15 protein-coding genes are annotated in these 16,356 nt (G+C 57.5%); 5 read left to right on the top strand and 10 right to left on the bottom strand.

Annotated features, from left to right (window positions below; translation table 11 throughout):
* Positions 1-248: 248 nt before the first annotated feature.
* Both AC3WMT_RS00220 and AC3WMT_RS00215 read left to right on the top strand, forming a co-directional pair.
* A complete protein-coding gene (locus tag AC3WMT_RS00220; protein ID WP_103301949.1) occupies positions 249-2,657 on the top strand; it encodes a glucose/quinate/shikimate family membrane-bound PQQ-dependent dehydrogenase in 2,409 nt (802 codons plus the stop codon).
* Between the two features lie 104 nt (positions 2,658-2,761).
* Positions 2,762-4,051, top strand: coding sequence for a carbohydrate porin (locus AC3WMT_RS00215; protein ID WP_103301948.1), 1,290 nt, complete (start codon positions 2,762-2,764; stop codon positions 4,049-4,051).
* A gap of 169 nt (positions 4,052-4,220) precedes the next feature.
* Here the strand turns inward: AC3WMT_RS00215 and AC3WMT_RS00210 are convergent, their stop codons facing one another.
* Both AC3WMT_RS00210 and AC3WMT_RS00205 read right to left on the bottom strand, forming a co-directional pair.
* Positions 4,221-4,412, bottom strand: a complete 192-nt coding sequence (locus tag AC3WMT_RS00210) for a hypothetical protein (RefSeq protein ID WP_103301947.1) — start codon at positions 4,410-4,412, stop codon at positions 4,221-4,223.
* A 122-nt stretch (positions 4,413-4,534) separates the two neighbouring features.
* Positions 4,535-6,040, bottom strand: a complete 1,506-nt coding sequence (locus AC3WMT_RS00205; RefSeq protein ID WP_103301946.1) for a sensor domain-containing diguanylate cyclase — start codon at positions 6,038-6,040, stop codon at positions 4,535-4,537.
* Positions 6,041-6,377: 337 nt separating this feature from the next.
* Between AC3WMT_RS00205 and AC3WMT_RS00200 the strand changes: the two genes are divergently transcribed.
* Positions 6,378-7,511, top strand: a complete 1,134-nt coding sequence (locus AC3WMT_RS00200) for an aminotransferase class V-fold PLP-dependent enzyme (protein ID WP_103301945.1) — start codon at positions 6,378-6,380, stop codon at positions 7,509-7,511.
* 223 nt (positions 7,512-7,734) lie between these two features.
* On the opposite strand, the gene AC3WMT_RS00195 is transcribed toward AC3WMT_RS00200, so the two are convergent.
* Entirely contained in the window at positions 7,735-8,190 is a 456-nt protein-coding gene (locus AC3WMT_RS00195; protein ID WP_103301944.1) for a hypothetical protein, read from the bottom strand.
* A gap of 476 nt (positions 8,191-8,666) precedes the next feature.
* Between AC3WMT_RS00195 and AC3WMT_RS00190 the strand changes: the two genes are divergently transcribed.
* Complete coding sequence (locus tag AC3WMT_RS00190) at positions 8,667-9,152, top strand: hypothetical protein (protein WP_103301943.1); 486 nt, start codon at positions 8,667-8,669, stop codon at positions 9,150-9,152.
* 140 nt (positions 9,153-9,292) lie between these two features.
* On the opposite strand, the gene AC3WMT_RS00185 is transcribed toward AC3WMT_RS00190, so the two are convergent.
* From AC3WMT_RS00185 to AC3WMT_RS00155, 7 genes are all read right to left on the bottom strand, one after another.
* The gene (locus tag AC3WMT_RS00185; RefSeq protein ID WP_103302440.1) at positions 9,293-9,778 is read right to left on the bottom strand and encodes a P-loop nucleotide/nucleoside kinase family protein; all 486 of its coding nucleotides are present in this window, start codon (positions 9,776-9,778) and stop codon (positions 9,293-9,295) included.
* 102 nt (positions 9,779-9,880) lie between these two features.
* A complete protein-coding gene (locus tag AC3WMT_RS00180) occupies positions 9,881-10,774 on the bottom strand; it encodes a hypothetical protein (RefSeq protein WP_103302439.1) in 894 nt (297 codons plus the stop codon).
* A 156-nt stretch (positions 10,775-10,930) separates the two neighbouring features.
* Positions 10,931-12,793, bottom strand: coding sequence for an ABC transporter ATP-binding protein (locus AC3WMT_RS00175; RefSeq protein ID WP_103301942.1), 1,863 nt, complete (start codon positions 12,791-12,793; stop codon positions 10,931-10,933).
* A 120-nt stretch (positions 12,794-12,913) separates the two neighbouring features.
* Positions 12,914-13,288 carry an ASCH domain-containing protein gene (locus AC3WMT_RS00170; protein ID WP_213028625.1) on the bottom strand — a complete coding sequence of 125 codons (375 nt, stop codon included), beginning with the start codon at positions 13,286-13,288 and terminating at the stop codon, positions 12,914-12,916.
* Between the two features lie 167 nt (positions 13,289-13,455).
* Positions 13,456-14,424 (bottom strand): AraC family transcriptional regulator, encoded by a 969-nt coding sequence (locus AC3WMT_RS00165; RefSeq protein WP_218276670.1) that lies wholly within the window; start codon positions 14,422-14,424, stop codon positions 13,456-13,458.
* A gap of 55 nt (positions 14,425-14,479) precedes the next feature.
* Positions 14,480-15,307, bottom strand: coding sequence for an oxidoreductase (locus tag AC3WMT_RS00160; protein WP_103301940.1), 828 nt, complete (start codon positions 15,305-15,307; stop codon positions 14,480-14,482).
* A 252-nt stretch (positions 15,308-15,559) separates the two neighbouring features.
* Positions 15,560-15,910 carry a hypothetical protein gene (locus tag AC3WMT_RS00155; RefSeq protein WP_256583433.1) on the bottom strand — a complete coding sequence of 117 codons (351 nt, stop codon included), beginning with the start codon at positions 15,908-15,910 and terminating at the stop codon, positions 15,560-15,562.
* A gap of 27 nt (positions 15,911-15,937) precedes the next feature.
* Here AC3WMT_RS00155 and AC3WMT_RS00150 point away from each other — a divergent pair, with 27 nt between their 5' ends.
* Positions 15,938-16,348, top strand: a complete 411-nt coding sequence (locus AC3WMT_RS00150; protein WP_103301938.1) for a hypothetical protein — start codon at positions 15,938-15,940, stop codon at positions 16,346-16,348.
* Positions 16,349-16,356 lie beyond the last annotated feature (8 nt).

The raw sequence follows: 16,356 nt of genomic DNA, 5'->3' as shown, positions 1-16,356 counted from the left end.
CTCCTGCCGTATGTCGGTTAATCGTCGAATTATTGGAGAAATTTTAGAGCTGTCATAAGTACCAGACCTTCTGACATAAACAGCGCTTTCCACGACCTTTGGATAATTGCGTCGAGCTATAGCCATTGCACCGCTTCCCCTGTTGGCACGGGTTTGAGCAGCGAACTACGCTTCCCTCAGAAATAGTGATTTAACTAGGTAGTTACCTATCTATATAATGCACGCCTCATTTCAACGGGACATTCAACGTGAAGCAGAGTCAACGCCTCTCGGGCATATCAAAATTCATTCTGGTCGGGCTGGGCGTGGTCATCGCCCTGCTCGGTCTGGCACTCGCTGCTGGTGGCGTGAAATTGGTCAGCCTGGGAGGCTCGTGGTACTTCCTGTTGGGTGGTCTGGTGATGGCTGTTTCCGGCCTGCTGATCGCCCGCTTCAAACCGGCCGGCGCGTGGTTGTTTGCGGCGTTCCTGGTCGGAACAGCGATCTGGGCGGTGAGCGATGCCGGGCTGGTGTTCTGGCCGGTGTTCTCGCGTCTGTTCATGTTCAGCGCCATCGGCGTGGTCGTGGCGCTGGTGTATCCACTGCTCAAACGTGCCAACGGCGGTGTTCCAGGGCGCGGCGCTTATGCGCTGGCCGCTGTACTCGCCATCGGTGTGGCTGTCGCGGCCGGCAACATGTTCGTTGCGCACCCGACTGTCGCCGCCACCGGCACTGGCCCGGGCCTGACCCCGGTCGAGCCGGACAAGGCGCAGAAAGACTGGGCGCACTACGGTAATACCGAGGGCGGCAGCCGCTTCGCTGCGCTGGATCAGATCAACCGTAACAACGTCGACAAATTGAAAGTGGCGTGGACTTACCACACTGGTGATGTCGCCGTGAGCGATGGCAACGGTGCCGAAGACCAACTCACCCCGCTGCAGGTCGGCAACAAGGTGTTCATCTGCACCCCGCATAACAACCTGATCGCGCTGGATGCCGACACCGGCAAGGAACTCTGGAAAAACGCCATCAACGCCCAGTCGAAAGTCTGGCAGCGTTGCCGTGGCATGGCGTATTTCGACGCCACTGCCGCCGTCGCCAAACAGAGCAGCTCGCCAGTCACTCCGGAGGCTGCACCCGCCCCCGCTGCCAATTGCCAGCGCCGCTTGCTGACCAACACCATCGACGCCCGTCTGATCGCGGTCGATGCTGACACCGGCGAGTTCTGCCAGGGTTTTGGCAACAACGGCCAGGTTGATCTGAAGGCCGGTCTGGGTGATGTCCCGGACAGCTACTACCAATTGTCCTCCGCCCCGCTGATGGCCGGCACCACCGTGGTGGTTGGCGGTCGCGTGGCCGACAACGTGCAGACCGACATGCCGGGCGGCGTGATCCGTGGTTTCGACGTGATGACCGGCGCCATGCGTTGGGCTTTCGACCCGGGCAATCCGCAGGATAAAAAAGCACCGGCCGATGGCAGCACCTATGTGCGCAGCACGCCAAACAGCTGGGCGCCGATGTCCTACGACGCGGCGACCAACACCGTGTTCCTGCCGATGGGCAGTTCCTCCACCGACATCTACGGTGTCGAGCGCAGCAAACTCGATCACACCTACGGCGCTTCGATCCTCGCGCTGGACGCCAACAGCGGCGAAGAAAAGTGGGTGTTCCAGACCGTGCACAACGATCTGTGGGACTTTGACCTGCCGATGCAGCCAAGCCTGATCGACTTCACCAAGGACGGCAAAACCGTACCGGCGCTGGTGATCGGCACCAAGGCCGGGCAGATCTACGTGCTGGATCGCGCTACTGGCAAACCGCTGACCGACGTCAAAGAAGTGCCGGTCAAAGCGGCGAACATTCCGAACGAGCCTTACTCGCCAACCCAGCCAAAATCGGTGGGCATGCCGCAGATCGGTGCTCAGCACCTGACCGAATCGGACATGTGGGGCGCGACCCCTTACGATCAATTGCTCTGCCGCATCGACTTCAAAGGCATGCGCTACGACGGCTTGTACACCGCGCCGGGCACCGACAAATCTCTGAGCTTTCCGGGCTCGTTGGGCGGCATGAACTGGGGCAGCATCTCCACTGACCCGGTGCACGGTTTCATCTTCGTCAACGACATGCGTCTGGGCTTGTGGATTCAGATGATCCCGTCGCAGAACAAGGCGCAGGCGGCTTCCGGTGGCGAAGCGCTGAACACCGGCATGGGCGCTGTGCCGCTGAAAGGCACGCCGTATGCGGTGAACAAGAACCGCTTCCTGTCGGTCGCCGGCATTCCTTGCCAGGCGCCGCCGTTCGGCACGCTGACCGCCATCGACATGAAAACCCAGAAAGTCGCCTGGCAGGTTCCGGTTGGCACCGTCGAAGACACCGGTCCGCTGGGCATCCGCATGCACTTGCCAATCAAGATCGGCCTGCCGACCCTCGGCGGCACCCTGTCGACCCAAGGTGGCTTGATTTTCATCGCCGGTACTCAGGACTTCTACCTGCGCGCCTTCAACAGCGGCAACGGTGAAGAAGTCTGGAAAGCCCGCCTGCCAGTGGGCAGCCAGGGCGGCCCGATGACCTACGTTTCGCCGAAAACCGGCAAACAATACATCGTCATCACCGCCGGTGGCGCGCGTCAGTCGACCGATCGCGGCGACTACGTGATGGCTTACGCCTTACCGTAAGCGGCTGCGCCCGTGTTGTCCACGGGCGCTTTCTTTTCAGTGCGGCACCTGCGGGTGCCGCACTGCTTTGCGCAATCGATAAAGATTTCAGCAGGAAGATTGTCATGTTTCGTTTTACTCATACTGGCTGGCTCAACGGCGTGCTGTTGGGCCTGACCTGCAGCGCCGCCCTGCCCGCCTTCGCCTTCGATGATTCGAACCTTTTGACCCGCAATACCCTGACCGGCGACTGGGGCGGTTTGCGCCACCAGATGGACGAGGACGGCGTCAAATTCACCGGCGACTACAGTGGCGAGACGGCCTATAACGCCGACTGCGGTCTGCACCGTTCGGCCCGTTACTCGCAGAACATCAAGCTCGGCGTGCAATTCGACCTGAGCAAACTGTACGGCGTCGACAATGACGGCAAGGTCCAACTGAGCATCAATGACCGCCGCGGCAACAGCGCTTCCGAAGATCTGGTCGGCAACCGTCTGCCGATCCAGGAAAACTACGGTGGGCTCTATACGCGCCTGACCGAACTGAGCTACGAGCGCAGCCTGTTGACTCCGGCACTGAACGTGAAGCTGGGCTACATGGCCATGGGCAATGATCTCGGCGGCCTCGACAGCGGCATCCTCTGCAACTTCATGAACGCTGGTTTCTGCGGGCATCCGCTGAACATGTCCGGCGGCAGCGGCTGGACCAACTACCCCAACGCCCGCCTCGGCGTGCGGGTGAAATACGATCTGTCGCCTGAATGGCAACTGCGTGTGGCCGCGTTCAATGTCGATCCCGACAGCAACGGCAATTCCAGCCGCGCCTGGCACCTTGGGCCGAAACACACCACAGGCACCGTGGTGCCGATCGAACTGGTGTACAAGCACGCGGGTCAATTGCCGGGTGAATACAAGGTCGGCTACTACTACGACAGCTCTGATGTGAAGCGCATTGGCAGCGATAAGGAAGTGTCGGGGCGCGGCGGTCATTACCTGTTGGTGGATCAGGCCGTGTGGCGTTCCGAGACGTCCGAGGGCCGCAGTCTGCATGCCTTCGGTCAATATTCGGCAGCCAGTGAAGCCGCTTCGCCGTTCAGCAAGTGGTACGGCACCGGCGTCGTTTTGTACAAACCGTTCGAAGGCCGCCCGCGTGACACCATTGCTCTGGGCTACGGGCGTGCGGTGCCCAACCCGCGCAGTCGTGATGTGCAGCAAGATGCCGCGTTGAATAACGGCACGGCATTCCCGAATCTGGACAGCGCCGAACAATTGATCGAACTCGGCTACGGGTATCAGGCAACGCCCTGGCTGACCCTGCGCCCGAATCTGCAGTACATCATCGAGCCGGGGGCGTTTTCCGGGCAGGACATCGACAATGCGTTGGTGGTGGGTTTACAGGTGAAAGCGTCGCTCTGATTGCAGGCCATAAAAACCTCTACCCGAACCAACATTAATTTGTGGCGAGGGAGCTTGCTCCCGCTGGGGCGCGAAACGGCCCTTCTTTTACACAAAAGAGGGTCTGCTGCGCAGCCCGGCGGGAGCAAGCTCCCTCGCCACAGATACAGCGCGAAGCTCAAGGTTTTAGCTAAGGATGCTCACTCGACACCGAGTTATTGGCCTCCACGTCGCTCATGTCTTCTTCGACCGGCGCTTCGTCGTCCGCTGGCAGCGGCACCTCAGGTTCATCGCGCCGTGGGTCGTGCCCGGTTTCATTGTCCGTGGTGCGTGTCACTTCCTGCTGAGACGTGTTGCCTGGCGCTTTCTCATCAATGTCCATGCTGGCTCTCCTAACAAGGCGCGGGAAGTCCGTGCTTGAAGTTCAGAGGCGATCAGCCCATGGGAGTGCCGAGTTCTGGACGGACGGGCTTGCGTGCCAGCCCGGTGAGCCAGCGCACCTTGTTACATCCCTCCCCTCACAAACTGATTACGTCCCAATGCCTTGGCGTTGTACAGAGCCTGATCTGCCACTTCGATCAACCCCTGCAAATTGTCCAGCCGGGTACCGCCCGCGGTAGCAATCCCGATGCTCACACTCAGCCGACCGAGCGGGCTGGTGTTGTGCGCAATGTTCTCTTGCTGCAAACGGTCGAGGATGAGTTGCGCCACCACTGCGGCCCCGTCAGCGTCGGTGTCAGGCATGATGATGCCGATCTCCTCTCCGCCATAACGTGCCACCAGATCCGACGGTCGCCTTACGCAGCCCTCGAAGATTCTGCCCACCGTCTGCAAACACGCGTCTCCCGCCACATGCCCGAGGGAATCGTTAAAGCGCTTGAAGTAGTCGATATCAATCATCAGCAATGCCAGCGTCGTGCCGTTACGCTGTGCTCGCCGCGCCTCCATGGCAAGGCTTTCATCAAAACAACGCCGATTGGCCAGACCGGTCAGGGCATCCCTCATTGCCAGCAACTCAAGTTGCCGGTTCGATGAAAGCAACTGCTGCTGAGCCCCGCGCAACTGATCTTCTGCCTCGGTACGCCGACGGATATCCAGAATCAGAAACCAGCCGATGAGCCCTGTCAGCCCCAGCAAACCCGTTACCACCACCGCCGAGAGCAATGCCTCCGTTCGCCACGCGGCGAGGGCTTCGCGTTTGCCCAGAGCAACAGTCGTTATCAGCGGCAGCCGGTCACTTTTGCGGAAGGCATAGAGGCGCTCCACGCCGTCCAGACTGGAGGTAAATGAGGCGGTGCCGACAGATCGATCGACGAGATACTTGGCATAGATGGGCGAATTGGAAAAATTGCGCCCCATGTCCTGCTCACGGAATGGATAGCGAACGAGCAACGTTCCGTCGGTATAGGACAAACCGATAGCACCCTCCTGCCCCACGTCGATCTTCCCAAACAATCGCAGGAAGTTTTCGATCCCCAGGGTAACCGCCACCACGCCGGCAAACTCGCCGCCAGGACCATTGAAACGCCGGCTGACGGTGATCACCCATTCCTGGTTGGAACGGCTCTGGATGGGCGGACCAATAAAGGTCTCGCGGGAAGGATCGTCGCGGTGATGAATGAAATACACCCGATCACTGCTGTTCGCACCCGCTGGAATAGGCCGGTTGGAGGACATCAACCAACGCCCCTGATTATCGTAGATGGTGATACCACTGAGCTGTGGCATCAGCGGCTCCTGGCGGTCGACCAAAGCACGCAGCCGCTGAATCTGTGCAGGACCGCTGCCTTCAGTTTCCAGACGCTCGACGAGCCCGAGCAAAAGCAGCGAGCTCTGACGGACGATGCCTTCGGAGTAAGTCGCCAGGGCCTGGGTAAGGTTCAAACCATGGACGTCCACCTCCGCCAGTGCTCGCTCTCGAGAGGCCAATACCTTCCAGACCGTCAAAGACGCCAGCGAACAACCGATAACCAGCAGCAAAAGCACAACCAGGTGGGAATCACGCTTCACGTTACTACCTTTTGGAAAGTCCGGTTTTCCGCTCCAGCAACATGGGGTCAAGGCAATGGCGGCAGTCATTCATCCTATTCGGGAAGCAAGGATACAAGCAGTGCTGAATCGATGCAGTAACTGAAGACTACATTTTGCTGAGAAACCAATTCTCACCCTACATTCTCGGTCGGGTCAAAAGACACTGGCCTGCGCGGTGATTGCCATCGGTACGCTCATCATTGGCTGACGGCGGGGGCGCAAAAACGCTGGTCAGCTATATTGGGTCGGTTGCTGCCCCTCTTGAACGCTTGGGGCAGGGTCGATACCACTGAAATCTCTGCCAAAGGAGTCATCTATGTCAAAGCTCTATCCCAGTATCGATCCCGAGGGGCTGATCGAGTACTCGGTGGTCTACACCGACCGCTCGCTCAACCACATGTCGCAGTCGTTTCAGGACGTGATGAAGAACATTTCCAGCACCCTGAAACAGGTCTACAACGCCGAGGCTGTAGCGGTGGTTCCGGGCAGTGGCACATTCGGCATGGAAGCGGTGGCGCGACAGTTTGCCACCGACCAGCAATGCCTGGTGATTCGCAACGGCTGGTTCAGTTATCGCTGGAGCCAGATCCTTGAAACGGGCAAGATCCCGGCGGCCACCACGGTGCTGAAAGCCCGACCGATTGAAGCAGGTCGTCAGGCTGCCTACGCCCCGCCTCCTCTGGACGAAGTGCTGGCAGCCATCGCGGCGCAGAAGCCGCAGATTGTCTTCGCTCCCCACGTTGAAACCTCCTCAGGGATTATCCTGCCCGACGATTACATGCGAGCCGTCGGCGACGCCGTGCATGCGGTCGGTGGTCTGTTCGTGCTGGACTGCATCGCCTCAGGCGCGCTGTGGGTGGATATGCACAAATGCGCGGTCGACCTGCTGATCAGCGCACCGCAAAAAGGCTGGAGCGCCTCCCCTTGCTGCGCCCTGGTGATGTTCAGTGCCTTGGCCCTCGAACGCATCGAGCAAACGCAAAGCAGCAGCTTCGCCTGCGACCTGAAAAAGTGGCTGCAGATCATGCAGGCCTACGAACAGGGCGGCCATGCCTACCATGCGACCATGCCCAGCGATTCCCTCGCACGCTTCAACGAAGTGATGAAAGAGACGCAAGCCTACGGCTTCGACAAGGTCCGCGACGAACAGCAGGCGCTGGGCGATCAGGTGCGCGCGATGTTGACCGGCAAAGGCATCAAAAGCGTGGCCGCCCCGGGCTTTCAGGCGCCTGGCGTGGTGGTCAGCTACACCGATGACGCCGACATCAAGAACGGCAAGAAATTTGCCAGCCACGGCCTGCAGATCGCCGCCGGAGTACCGTTGCAATGCGACGAACCGGCCGATTTCCAGACTTTTCGCATCGGTCTGTTCGGACTGGAAAAGCTGCACAATATCGAGCGCACTCTGAGTACGCTTGAGCAGGCGCTGGACGAGGTGATGGTTGGCTGAGCCCTCGCCTTGCTCACTGCACATAGCGAACCGCTCGCTGTCGGCCGATGGCGCTGAACTGCGAGGAATATGCTGGTTGCCAAGAGCATCCTTCGCCTGATGCAGGTTTTGGGTCGATTGCGGCCTCAAGGGGCAGATAGATAGAACGGCATTTACGTTAAATTGCCGACACAAAAAAAGCCCACTTTGCGGGCTTTTTTTGTACGCGGGGTATAAGTGCTAATTACTTGTTCCGCAACAGCACATAAGCTTCACCGCCGTTTCGGTCATGCTGAAGAATAAAGTTGTTGTCCTGGATACGCACCTTCGATGGCACACGATCTGCTACCGGCGTTTGCGAGTAAGCCTGCGCGGCACTCAGCAGTTGGCGGGTCAGGCTGTCGTCGGGTTGCTCCGGAGTGGTAACGACGCATTCCTTTTCGGAAAGTTGCACTGAGAGGTTTTTGTCCGCGGTGAAGCCGATGCGCGTGAAACCCATGTCCTGTAGGTCGTTGATGCCGAACCGCTTGGCCGCTTCAGCAGAGCCGGCGAATGAGGGGGCGGTCTTCAGACAGATGTCGACGAAGGCTTCGATGGCCTTGGAGGTAACAGGCGTCGAAACGGTTGTCGTTGCAGTGGTGCAGCTGGCGAGGACTAACAGGCTGGGCAAGGCGAGTGCGCGGAACCAAGTAGTGGACATGAAGCGGGGATCCTTCCATTTGAAATTCGAAATGCAGGGGTGGGCTGAGCGGCGCCGGAACGGACCGCCTGTGAATGGTAAATTAAAATGGAGTACGGGGTTCACGACTTTCTGAACGCCGGCGCCTTCTGGCAGTGCGCTCGCGACGTGAACCGGTGAGCACTTGGGCCTGCCTGCCGGCGGTCGAGCAGATTGCATAACAGCGATAGGCAATAGACTCTCGATTTCCGTGAATGCTGACCGGCCGTTATAGGTTAATTGGCAGGCGAAATCGCACGGCTGCTATTGGCCGAAAGCGGTCACTCGTGAGCGGCAGCAATCGGCCAAAAGCCGCCCTTTACAAGAAGCTGCTTTCGTCCCAATGCTGCCGGTTAGATCCCCATGGGTTTCGGGCAAATAGCCCAAACGCCTACGGCCTTCCCAGGTCGGTATTTGAGAGGGTACCCTGAACACCTTTTAATCTGTGTGGCACCCATATGGGCATCAACTTACTGACCGAATCCATGCTTGGCCACTGGCGTGCTGCATCGGGTGTCTGGCAATGCGAATACCAATTCGGCAGCCGATTGATTTACGTCCAACATCGCGATGACGAGCCACCTCGCGCCAGGGTCGCCGCCGCGCAACGCGCGGTCAATGCTGCGTGGGATGATTTACCCCAAGTACTGAAGTTCGCCGAACAGCACTGTAAAGCACAGATGCCCGAACTGATACGGTTGTACGAAACCTACATGCCGGGGGAATCTCCGTTTTTCGTTTACTCGATCCACTTCGATCTCGACAAACCTTACCCTAGTTACGCCATTTCCACGAACCCTGACTTCGACTGGGATCGTATCCTGATCGACGAAGATGAACTGCGCCAGGTTCACAGGGTATGCATGGAGCAGTATGAGCCAAGACATGACTTTTGGGTTTACGTCAGGCGTGTAGGGTTTCAGCAATTCGAGCTTGGGGATTAGCTTTGCCTCAACTCAACTCAACTCAACTCAACCCCAGCCCTGAATCTCCGCTGATAAAGTCAATACTCGGGAGCGTCCGCTTCTGGCCGATACCAGTCACTCAACTCTTGGGCGGCACTGACCTGTCCCCCCTCAGGCACTCACGGACAATGCCGAACGATCACCAATCCCTCCACCTCTTCCGGAATCTGAAAGTAGCCAGTGATCAAATCAAACTCCGCATCAGTTGCCGCAAAGTCATGCCCTCCCCGCTCATTGCGAGCATGCAATCTGGCTCGGCAAGTGTCGTCATCAACATCCAGATAATGCAGGCAATGCGGCGATCCAGCAGCGTCCGCCAGACCTCGTAGCCACTCGCGATCCGCCACAGTATTCGCCGGAAAGTCCAAAACCACATCAAGCGCTGCACCTGACAAATCGATAACCAAAGGCCCCAATACATGGCGAATGCGTTTTGCACAGCGCACGTAGTCCTGCACCGTTTGCACTTTGCCGGGGTAGAGCCTTGAAATCCACTGATCTTCACTCAAAAGAATCGCGCGGTGCTCGCTTGCCAGTGACTTCGCGAGTGTAGATTTGCCAGAGGCAATCTTGCCGCACATCAGGTGCAATGTCGGTTTCGGCATGGAAACACCCCCTATCCATGAAAACATCTGTCGGCAGTCCACCGAACAGACGATCTGATCAATTCCCTCTTGGCTCATCGCATGTCAGGCGGACGTTTGCAGTCAGGCGTTCAGCCTCGACAGTCGCGAGGAGACCCAGGCCTTTATTCGCCCGCACAATCGCGGGATGGGTATAAAAAACAGCGCAGCAAAACTTAATAAACGATCAATCCACTTCCCTTGCAGATCATTCGGCTCGCTAGCAGTGTGCATGGCCAACAGGTAGCGATAAACCTGCCGACTGGAAAGTGGCAGCACTGCGAGTTGCTCCAGTATCGAAGGGCCAATCTCTCGGATCATGCCCGTGAGCATTATCCACAACAGTATCAACTCGGCGCACAACAAGGTGGCAACAAGCACATTTGCGATCAGCATCCGCCAGTTTTGCAAGGCGTCGAAGATTGAGTCGATGCTACTTCCCAACGTCACCAGAGTGGCAATAATTGCCGTGATCGCAATCAGCAATCCTATAAAACGCGCAGAGTCGGGCAACCGAAAGAACGCAGCGAAGCGCGGCCCCATCGTATCGTTACTGGCCAAACGTCGAATTTCCTGCCGTTCTTCCCAAAGCTGTCTGAGGGCTCTCGCCTTGGTGACAAGCTCACCGGGGCCACACTCATAACGCATGCACAGCCAATCTTGCCTCAACTTCAAACGATCAGTGCGAGAAGCATTCACGTCCGCGCCGAGGCTTTCTGCGCGAATCCGAGAGTACACATCGGCGATCCGTGCCGCGCAGATCATGGTGATAATCAAAATGGCAAACAGCACGGGGATGTATTGATAAAGCGAGACACTGGGCAACTCCAAAGTCACCCATAAGATGCCCGGGAGACATGCAGCAATCCAAATCAGACAGCTGCGCGCATCGCGCCTGCGCCATGCAGCTTTGATAGGAGCACGTTCGAACTTTTGAAAGTGTTCTTGAATATCGATTTGCAGCTGACTAATGCTCATTGCGGTGTTCGCCACTGAATCATCCCTCGTCATTAAACATCCCTTGAAACATTAACCCTGGCGAACGCTGAGCCGTGCTGATGGCTCAGCTTTGAATTGCCAGATGCGGTCGTAAATGAGACCGCATTCGTTACTGCAAAATCATTTGCTCCCGGCTCATTGTATGCAGGCAGCCTCCACCACGCCGTTGTCCTCCCCCAAAAAACCACCGCTCTGATGCTGCCACAACCGCGCATAAACGCCGTTCTTCGCAAGCAATTCGCTGTGAGTGCCCTGTTCAATAATGCGGCCTTCGTCCATGACGATCAGTCGGTCCATGGCCGCGATCGTCGACAACCGATGGGCAATGGCGATCACGGTTTTGCCCTGCATCATGTCATCGAGGCTTTCCTGAATCGCCACTTCGACTTCCGAGTCCAGGGCGCTGGTGGCTTCGTCCAGCAGCAGGATCGGCGCGTTCTTGAGCATTACCCGAGCAATCGCCACGCGTTGACGCTGACCGCCCGACAACTTGATGCCGCGCTCACCCACCAGCGTGTCGTAACCGCTATGGCCCTGGCGGTCGCTGAGTTGGCTGATGAACTCATCGGCCTGCGCGCTGGCTGCGGCGCTGCGCACTTGCGCGTCGGTGGCATCGGGACGGCCGTAGGCGATGTTGTCGCGAATGGAACGGTGCAGCAACGAAGTGTCTTGCGTGACCATACCGATCGCACTTCGCAAGCTATCTTGCGTTACGTGGGCAATGTTTTGGCCGTCGATTCGAATCTCGCCGCTGTCGATGTCATAGAAGCGCAACAGCAAGTTGATCAGCGTGGATTTACCGGCGCCAGAGCGACCGACCAGACCGATTTTTTCGCCCGGACGAATACTCAGGCTCAGGCCATCGAGCACCTGACGCTCGCCGTTGTAGTTGAAACGCACCTTGTCGAAAGTCACCGCGCCGCCGGAGGTCACCAGCACGCCGGCATCCGGCGCGTCCTGGACCTTGGCGCCCTGGGTCAGCGTCGCCATGCCGTCCTGCACTGTGCCGATGCTTTCGAACAACGAAGTCATTTGCCACATGATCCAGTTCGACATGCCATTGATCCGCAACGCCATGGCGGTGATTGCCGCCACTGCACCCGCGCCAACGTCGCCCTGATGCCACAACCACAGGGCATAACCGCCCGCCGACATGATCAAGCCCACCACCAGGGCCTGATTGACGATTTCGAACAGACTGACCAGACGCATCTGGCGAAAACCGGTGAGTTTGAAATCTTCCATCGCCGCACGGGCAAAGTGCGCTTCACGATTGGAATGGGAGAACAGCTTTACCGTGGTGATGTTGGTGTAAGCGTCGGAGATACGCCCGGTCATCATCGACCGCGCATTCGCCTGCTCCTGACCGACTTTCCCCAGGCGCGGCACGAAATACCACATGGCCAGCGCAAACAATACGGCCCAGCCAATGAACGGCAACATCAGTTTCAAAGCGAAGCCGCCGGCCAACGCGATGATCGCGATGAAATACACGCCAATCCCAGGGAGTATCTCGATAAGGGTGAAGAGCACGTCGCGCACCGCCAGCGCCGTCTGCATCACCTTGGTTGTGACGCGGCCGGAAAACTCATCGGAAAAAAACGAAAGGCTTTGCCGCAACATCAGCCGATGGAAGTCCCAGCGCAGCCGCAGCGGCAAGTTGATCGCCAAGATCTGGTGCTGCACCATCGTACGCAAAGCCACCAGCCCGACACTGGTCACCATGACAATGCCCATGCCCCACAACACCCGACTCTCCTGCGCCGAGGCTTCACCGCCTGCTTGCCATGTCGACAGCAGGTCCACGACCTGCCCGAGGAAGGAAAACAGCCAGGCCTCGTAGATCGACACAGCGGCACTCAGCAGCGCCAGCACCAGAATGTAACCGCGAGCGCCCCGCGTACAGGCCCAGAGAAAACGTGCCAAACCGTTGGGTGGTGGTGGTGGCACCTCGTCAGGAGGAAAAGGGTCGAGTCTTCGTTCAAACACACGAAGCATGGTGATCTCCAAAACTTTCAAGTTGAGGGGATTCTGCCATTGAATGGTTGCGAGGAGGTCTTTGTGAAAAAGTGTGTATTGATCAGGAGCGTTTTCGACCACTCGCCCCCACCCCGATGATCAACCGTTATCGGTAAACACGAAGTCCACTTCGTAAATACCCCGCGCCGCCCGGATGTTCACAGGGTGCGTGATCGGCCTGACATGACTCAATTCCCATGCGAGCCAACCCTCCTCAAAGTAATTCGCACAGGCCGCTTGCATGTCCGCGAGGACAAACGGGCGAACAGCCTTCACCCGCACGATAGCGACAGCAATGCCGTCGGCATCCTCGTCACCCTCGGTGTGCAGAAAGCGTCCGTTTTCAACAATCAGAAGATCTTCGCAAGGATCCAGGTCTGGATGCCACCGGCGAATTTCGAGGGTTTTCTCCCCTGAAGCGATACGACCGCCACTGGGCCGCACAATCGATAACGTCTTGATGGTTCTCTCCAAAGATCATTCGAGCTATTGCGCTGTCCGCTATAAAACATCAACGACATTCGCCGCTTTTTTTTCAGCACTGCAACTGACCGGTATCATGCAGCGATCATCGCTTACAGCGGCGCATCGGGAGGTGGTCTGGTACGCGGCACACTGGGCGCGGCGTTGATGATGTTGTTTTAGCTCAAGGTCAAGCCTAGTGACCGAGAGCGGTATACCCCGGGTGTTATTCCTACCCACGATTTGAAGGCGCGGTGGAAAGTATTTCCGTCATTGAAACCCAGTAGATACCCTACCTCGGCGAAGCTGATATGTGAGTGACTCAGGTAGTGCTCGGCAAGGCTGCGTCGCGTCTCCACGAGCACCTCCTGATAGCTGCAACCCTCAACTTCCAGATGGCGTTGCAATGAACGCCTGCTGATCGCCAACCGCCCAGCCACAGCATCGATACTCACTTGGCCACTGGGCAATAGCTCCAGTAAAAGACCGCGCACGCGCTTGCGCATGCTCGCATTGACGTCCAGTTCGCTCAGGCGCTTGTCGAGGAGAGGTCGAAAGAACTCCCACATGGCCTGGTTCGCCGTCAGGAATGGCCTCCTCGAATCGCTATCGCTGAACCGAATGGCGATCTCCTGCCCCGAGACCACCGGGCAGCCGAAGAACTCCAGGTACGGATGAAGGTTATCGGGTGGATTCGGTAGTTGCACGCGCAGAGGGCAGATCCGCTTGCGGGTTGCCAGACGTGCCAGTTGGGTAAAAAATACGAGATCGGTCATCGCGCAACTGGAAGGCCATGACGGTACAGTCAGCGGGAATTCGACACGCACCTCAAGATAGCCAGGCTGCTGGTCAATGTGCAGCAGCAAAGGTCCAATCAGCGCTTTGTAGCCCGCAAGGCGTCGCAGTGCGACCTCCAGGTTCGGACTGCACAGGCTTGCAAAAATAGGCGGATCGAACGCTTCGGCGGTAATCGCTCTGCCGATGATCAAGGGCAGTTCTTCCCCTTGGGTCAGTTGCTCCAGTGCCAGCCAGAACCGACAGTACTCCACCGGCTCAAGGCTCGCATCCTGTCGGGCAAAAAGATCATCCGGCAGGCCGGCAAGCTTCAGAACGTCGGCAACATTCACGCCGAGATCAGCGATGAGCAAGGCCCAGCCGGGATGTACTGAAAATCGCGTGGCCCGTCTCACTCTGTTATCTCCATTACCGCATCGTAGACATTATTATTTTGTCGTAAACGCGGTCACCCAGCCACTTGCGAATAGTCATCAGCACACGCGCATACTTGCCCCCCACATAGCGGGTTTTGGGATTAGAGCTACGCACAGCTTTCAACACAAGATCGACGATGACCTGAGGCGTGGAAAGCGTTCCTGGTTTTAAAGACTGCCCGGTGGCGGCTGCTACTTTCTTTGCCAAATCCTGATAAGCGCCGTTTTTCGAACGCCGGAGCATCGGCTCCAGCAATACGCCCCCAAATTCAGTCTCGATGGCCCCAGGCTCTATCACGACCACGTTGATCCCGAATGGGTGAAGCTCCAGACGCAGACAATCAGACCACCCCTCCAGCGCATGCTTGGTCGCGTGGTACCAACTGCCTAATGGTGTGTACACCTTGCCACCCATGGAGGAGATATTGATGATTGTGCCTTTGCGTTGTTCGCGCATATCGGGCAGCAGTGACTGCGTCAGTCTTGCCAGCCCGAATAAATTGACCTCGAACTGATAGCGGGCTTCGTTAATATCGGTGTCTTCCATCGCACCATACAATCCGAAACCTGCGTTGTTCAAAAGCACGTCCACGCCACCATGATCCTTTTTGATGTGAGCCACCACACGCTGGATATCCTGTTCGACGGTGATGTCCATTGCCAGGGTAATCGCTCCCTGGCGGCGCAGCTCAGACATCTGATCGACTCGTCTGGCAACCGCATAAACCACCATCCCCTCGTCCAACAGAGCCTGCGCGAAAGCCTTGCCCATCCCGGACGAAGCGCCGGTTACCAGCGCCACACGATTTGTTTGCCTCATGAAAACCCCTTCCGATTGATTCAAGCCAAGAGAAGGTTATCTCCAACTGTGGTGGGGAGCATTGGCAAGGCGCGCCAGTTGGTATGCGTTTGATGCCAGGAAAAAATGAGGCCGGATTTATTTCAGGGGATAAATTCGACGCCTTTGGGTGCAAAGTCTGCGATTGGTCGGAAGCGAAAGGTGCAATCGGCAGCAACCGGCCAAAAGCTACCGTTCGAGAAATGCAGCTTCTGACCCATTACAGACATGAAATCAGGGGGCACTGGTATAGACGAGCACAGCTATGACTGCTGCAAACGGAGATAGCAGAATCAGTCCACCGACGACAACTGCCCAGCCCCAGGCAAAACCACTCTCACCCTTGAAACGGCCGCCACTCAGCAAACCCAGCACAAACACGCCGATGCGATGAGCTATCAAATCGATAATGAAGTCCATTGGCCCTTTCTCCTTGCCGGATTTACCTGAAACGCCAAAATGTCCACTATCGGCCAAGAGCTGCCGTCCACGCATGGCCTTTTCCAGCCCAAAACGATAATAATCGGAGCGGAGACGGCCTATTGAAAATTGGCTACATGGCTGAATCCGTCTCTTCTTCAGCATTCCATTATCGAAATCAGAGTAAGACTCATGGGCGCGCCCATCATTATCGGCAGCAGCTATGACCTCTGGGTCAGCAACAGCATGAAAGATACTTTTTGCGATGTACTAACCGCTGTCGCGACCTTGGAAGGCCATGATGTGAAGGCCATATATGAGGAGGCACCAGGTGTGGCCGGCACCTATGGTGTTCCAGGTGTGGGTATCCTTCTCGACGAGTTCTATCTCTATCTTGGCGGATTTTCCGGGGTTCGACGCCACCTCGATGTTTGCCGAGTACGGCTAGACGAAGTCAGAGAATCTTGCGGACTGTCGCCAGTTGCTGCCGAACGCATGGCACACCTACTGGCATGGGCCGCATACCATATGGATGGCAACCCGATCCCTGTAGGCGGCTCTTTCTATGAGAGCTGGCCTCCTGACGCAGCTGAAACAAGGTAATACCCGCC

Source organism: Pseudomonas sp. FW305-7 (assembly GCF_058786735.1).
This window is presented reverse-complemented; position numbering and strand designations above follow the sequence as displayed.

Bases quoted from the DNA above. Each gene is read 5' to 3' on its own strand.
- AC3WMT_RS00195 (WP_103301944.1), bottom strand. From the start codon at position 8,190: ATGTCCACTACTTGGTTCCGCGCACTCGCCTTGCCCAGCCTGTTAGTC.
- AC3WMT_RS00175 (WP_103301942.1), bottom strand. From the start codon at position 12,793: ATGCTTCGTGTGTTTGAACGAAGACTCGACCCTTTTCCTCCTGACGAG.
- AC3WMT_RS00200 (WP_103301945.1), top strand. From the start codon at position 6,378: ATGTCAAAGCTCTATCCCAGTATCGATCCCGAGGGGCTGATCGAGTAC.
- AC3WMT_RS00210 (WP_103301947.1), bottom strand. From the start codon at position 4,412: ATGGACATTGATGAGAAAGCGCCAGGCAACACGTCTCAGCAGGAAGTG.
- AC3WMT_RS00160 (WP_103301940.1), bottom strand. From the start codon at position 15,307: ATGAGGCAAACAAATCGTGTGGCGCTGGTAACCGGCGCTTCGTCCGGG.
- AC3WMT_RS00215 (WP_103301948.1), top strand. From the start codon at position 2,762: ATGTTTCGTTTTACTCATACTGGCTGGCTCAACGGCGTGCTGTTGGGC.
- AC3WMT_RS00155 (WP_256583433.1), bottom strand. From the start codon at position 15,910: ATGCTGAAGAAGAGACGGATTCAGCCATGTAGCCAATTTTCAATAGGC.
- AC3WMT_RS00185 (WP_103302440.1), bottom strand. From the start codon at position 9,778: ATGCCGAAACCGACATTGCACCTGATGTGCGGCAAGATTGCCTCTGGC.
- AC3WMT_RS00150 (WP_103301938.1), top strand. From the start codon at position 15,938: ATGGGCGCGCCCATCATTATCGGCAGCAGCTATGACCTCTGGGTCAGC.
- AC3WMT_RS00190 (WP_103301943.1), top strand. From the start codon at position 8,667: ATGGGCATCAACTTACTGACCGAATCCATGCTTGGCCACTGGCGTGCT.
- AC3WMT_RS00180 (WP_103302439.1), bottom strand. From the start codon at position 10,774: ATGAGCATTAGTCAGCTGCAAATCGATATTCAAGAACACTTTCAAAAG.